The 4,385-nt window shown below is 35.7% G+C and carries 5 protein-coding genes; 3 read left to right on the top strand and 2 right to left on the bottom strand.

The genetic code is table 11. The features are described from left to right. Nucleotides 1–203 precede the first annotated feature (203 nt). On the top strand, nucleotides 204–1,721 hold the full coding sequence (locus tag H344_RS0116555) for a catalase (protein WP_026811294.1): 1,518 nt from the start codon (nucleotides 204–206) through the stop codon (nucleotides 1,719–1,721). A gap of 121 nt (nucleotides 1,722–1,842) precedes the next feature. Continuing rightward, entirely contained in the window at nucleotides 1,843–2,412 is a 570-nt protein-coding gene (locus H344_RS0116550; protein ID WP_026811293.1) for a YceI family protein, read from the top strand. 46 nt (nucleotides 2,413–2,458) lie between these two features. On the opposite strand, the gene H344_RS0116545 is transcribed toward H344_RS0116550, so the two are convergent. Continuing rightward, nucleotides 2,459–2,827, bottom strand: coding sequence for a winged helix-turn-helix transcriptional regulator (locus tag H344_RS0116545; protein ID WP_026811292.1), 369 nt, complete (start codon nucleotides 2,825–2,827; stop codon nucleotides 2,459–2,461). Nucleotides 2,828–3,028: 201 nt separating this feature from the next. On the opposite strand from H344_RS0116545, the gene H344_RS0116540 reads away from it, so the two are divergent. Further along, complete coding sequence (locus H344_RS0116540) at nucleotides 3,029–3,955, top strand: ClpXP adapter SpxH family protein (protein ID WP_026811291.1); 927 nt, start codon at nucleotides 3,029–3,031, stop codon at nucleotides 3,953–3,955. Nucleotides 3,956–4,096: 141 nt separating this feature from the next. Here H344_RS0116540 and H344_RS0116535 read toward each other — a convergent pair. Further along, on the bottom strand, nucleotides 4,097–4,385 hold a 289-nt coding region (locus H344_RS0116535), incomplete at its 5' end, for a transposase (protein WP_026809970.1).

Here is a 4,385-nt window from a genome sequence, read left to right as displayed (position 1 = left end):
AAAAATTGAACACCTCCTTATAACAAATGAAAAGCAAAAAACACTAATCGAATTATTTCCAGAAAATTTTGGGTGACCCAGTGTCGAAGTCAGGAGTTAAAAGTATATCATCAACTTTATAATAGTGCTTCTATCCATTTTTTAATTTTAAGAATTATCGTATCTTAATTGACTTTAATAAATCAACTAAAACAGCAAAAGTCATGGAGGATAAAAAATCAAAAAAATTAACAAGACAAACGGGTGCACCTGTTCCAGATAATCAGAACGTTCAAACTGCAGGTCCACGTGGACCAATGTTAATGCAAGATGCTTGGTTTCTTGAAAAAATGGCAAATTTTGATCGAGAAGTCATACCGGAAAGAAGAATGCACGCAAAAGGTTCTGGTGCTTTTGGAACGTTTACAGTAACTCATGATATTACAAAATACTCCAAGGCCAATATCTTCAGCGAAATCGGAAAAAAAACAAAGATGTTTAGTAGGTTTTCTACCGTTGCTGGAGAAAGAGGAGCGGCAGATGCAGAGAGGGATATTAGAGGCTTTGCTCTGAAATTTTATACCGATGAAGGAATTTGGGATTTAGTTGGAAATAATACCCCTGTATTTTTCTTTCGCGATCCAATGAAGTTCCCAGATTTAAACCACGCGGTAAAACGTGATCCAAAAACGAATTTAAGAAGTGCCAATAACAACTGGGATTTTTGGACATTGCTTCCAGAATCCTTGCATCAGGTTACGATTACCATGAGTGATCGCGGAATTCCTAAAGGTTACAGGCATATGCACGGTTTTGGGAGTCATACCTATAGTTTAATAAACAAAGACAATGTTAGGCATTGGGTAAAGTTTCACTTTGTTACTCAGCAAGGCATAGAAAACTTATCTGATGAAGAGGCTATGAAAGTAGTAGGTATGGATAGGGAGTCGTCTCAAAGAGACCTTTTTGATGCTATTGAAAGAAAGGACTTCCCAAAATGGAAAATGTATATTCAGGTTATGACGGAAGAGGAAGCTAAAACATACCGCTTCCACCCATTCGACCTGACAAAAGTATGGTCTAAAAAAGATTTCCCACTTATCCCTGTTGGAGAGTTTGAATTAAATAGAAACCCAGACAATTATTTTCAAGATGTAGAACAAGCCGCCTTCAATCCAACCAATATTGTTCCCGGAATTGGGTTCTCCCCAGACAAAATGTTACAGGGTAGACTATTCTCTTATGGAGATGCGCAACGCTATAGGCTGGGTGTAAATCACTATCAAATTCCTGTAAACAAACCTACATGTCCTTATCACGCCTATCATAGAGATGGTGCAATGCGTGTAGATGGCAACTATGGTGGCACTAAACATTACGAGCCAAACAGTTATGGCGAATGGCAAGAACAACCAATGGAACAAGAACCACCATTAGAATTAAGTGGTGACGCTTATGCACATAACTTTAGAGATGATGATGAAGATTACTTCACTCAGCCAGGTGATTTATTCCGCATTATAAAAGCGGATGGCAAAGCAGATCTATTATTTAATAATACAGCTGCTCAGGTAGGTGGTGCAGAAAAATTTATTCAGATTCGTCATATTAGAAACTGTTATAAAGCAGACCCAGAATACGGAGAGGGTGTTGCAAAAGCACTCGGTTTATCCATGGATGAAGTAAATAGCTTTGACATGACGCCATATAACAGATGGGCACCAAGACCTAGCAATAAATAAATTATATAGGAAAGAAATAAACAATTGCCATAAATATGCAAATATTTATGGCAATGTTTTATTAATCAACTAAGAGTAAGTCCCTTAGATAAATACTAACATTTTAAAAATTTCTATTACTATGAAAAATTTTATATCATTTGTAGCAATAATCTTCATAACAGTAAGCTCATTTGCACAAACTCAATGGAAGGTAGATCCTTATCATTCTTCTCTAAATTTTAATATAGAACATTCTGGAATTAGTATTGTGAATGGAAAATTTCTAGATTATACTGGAAATCTAACTACCACGGGAGAAACACTAGAAAATGCTACCTATAATTTTACAGTAAAAGTAGCGAGTATAAATACAAGTGTAGAAGATAGGGATAACCACTTAAAGAGCGCTGATTTTTTTGAGGTAGAAAAATATCCTAATATGACTTTTAAAAGCACTAAGATTTTAGCTACGGGCAAGCCGGATCATTATTTACTATACGGAGACCTAACTATAAAAGATGTAACTAAAGAAGTGATTTTTGATGTGTATTATGGTGGAATTGCCAAAAGCGATAAAGGAGAAAAATTGGGATTAAAAGCTAAAACCACAATTAATAGGTTTGACTATAATATTAATTTTGACCCTGGCGCAGCAGGGGTTGGAAAAGAGGTAAGCATTATAGTCCACTTACAATTTGCTAAGCAATAGTCCATAAAACTATAACAGACACAGTAGTCGAAAAAGGTATAGGCGATTAGACTCCTTTTGAACCGTGAATTGACTGCCGGTATTCAATACCCCATTTTGCCAATTCATTTATAAGAGGTGAGAGTGTTGCACCGTATTCGGTAATGGCATATTCAACGGTTATAGGTTTCGTATCCATAACTGTTCTACTAACTAGGTGGTTCATTTCCAAGTCTTGTAGCTCTTTAGACAACATTTTACTACCAATACCGTCTATTTCTCGCAACAAGTCCATAAACCCCAATTTGCTCCCTTCTATTAGAGTACCTAGAATATGAAATTTCCATTTTCCTGATAATATACTCATGGTATCACTTATGGCTTGCATCCTAACCTGACAAACGGGAGAATCGTTTATTACCGCTTTCTTTTTCATTATTTTCTATTGTTTTTAAACACTTAAAACACCATTTAATTCATAGGGTAGTTTCCTTTTGGAAAGTACTTTCCAAAAGGAAACACCTATCAAATATACACTTATTTTCAGTATATTTGTAATTGTCTATCAGCCAATTAGGACTATGAGATAAATGAGGAAAATAATATTGGCTGAACTAAATAATTAAAAACAAAGAATATGAGTAAAGAAACAGTAAACACTAATCCCCTATTATGCGATATTGAGACCGGAATGTGTGAAACCACTGAAGGAAATACGGATACCGCATCACAAGGTAATATTAAATTTACCAAGAAATCGGTAAAAGCAATCTACTACACCGATCCAATTTGCTCCTCTTGCTGGGGAATAGAACCACAGTTGCGAAAGCTTAAATTGGAATACGGGAATGCTGTAGACATAGAATATAGGATGGGTGGTTTATTGCCTGATTGGAGTTACAATAGTGGCGGGATTGGAAAACCATCTGACGTTGCTGGTCACTGGGATGAAGTAAGTGTTCATTACGACATGCCTATTGATGGAGATCTATGGTTAGAAGACCCTCTAGATTCGTCCTATCCGCCGTCCATAGCTTTTAAAGCTGCACAGATGCAAAGCAATGAGAAAGCAATTGATTTTCTTAGGGAGATTAGGGAAATGGTTTTTCTAAAAAAGATGAATATTGCTAAATGGGAGCATATGGAAAAAGCTGCCAAAAAAGTAGGATTAGATATTGCGCAGTTTAAAACCGACTATGAAGGGGATGCAAAAGCCTTGTTTGAAGAAGATTTAAAATTAGGAAGAGAACTGGGTGTTAGAGGATTTCCAACTATGTTCTTTGTTGACGATGCTGGTAATAAAGACATCGTATATGGGACAAGACCTTATGCCTTTTATGAAATGGCTATCCTAAAATTAAATCCAAATGCTGAAAAAAGTGAATACAGTAAGGATTGGGAAACACTTTTTAACAAATACCCTTCTCTAACTGCTAAGGAGTTTTCTGAATTGTCCGGAACTCCAAGAAAAGAAAGTGAAAATGTATTGAATGAACTTTCAAAAAAAGGAACATTGGAAAAATTGACCACTAAAAATGGGTCTATTTGGACATTCAAAAATTAGATTATAAGTTATTTTATTAAACTATAGACCTAGCTCATTTGGTTTAAATAGCATCACTTCAATCGAGTAGGAAGCTAGGGATTATTTCCCTAGCTGTCCTCTCACACCAAAGTACTGTGGTAAAAAACAAGTAAAAAAGCATTAACTTTTCACTAAAGTACTTCTGTAAGTATCTTCATATATTAACCCTGATTTTGCAATAGCAAAGGCCTGTTTCAATAGTTTATTACACACCGCTATTAACGCTAGTTTTTTGCTCTTTCCTTTGGCCACAAGTCGCTCATAAATATCTCTACAAGCCTTATTATATTTACAGGCATTAAAACTGCACATAAATAATAAATCACGAAGTTTTTGATTGCCCATTTTACTTATGCGAGGGCGCCCTTTTACACTGCTACCACTTTGTCTAATTATAGGCGTTAATCCA

The organism is Arenibacter latericius DSM 15913, assembly GCF_000424985.1.
GTDB lineage: Bacteria > Bacteroidota > Bacteroidia > Flavobacteriales > Flavobacteriaceae > Arenibacter > Arenibacter latericius.
This window is presented reverse-complemented; position numbering and strand designations above follow the sequence as displayed.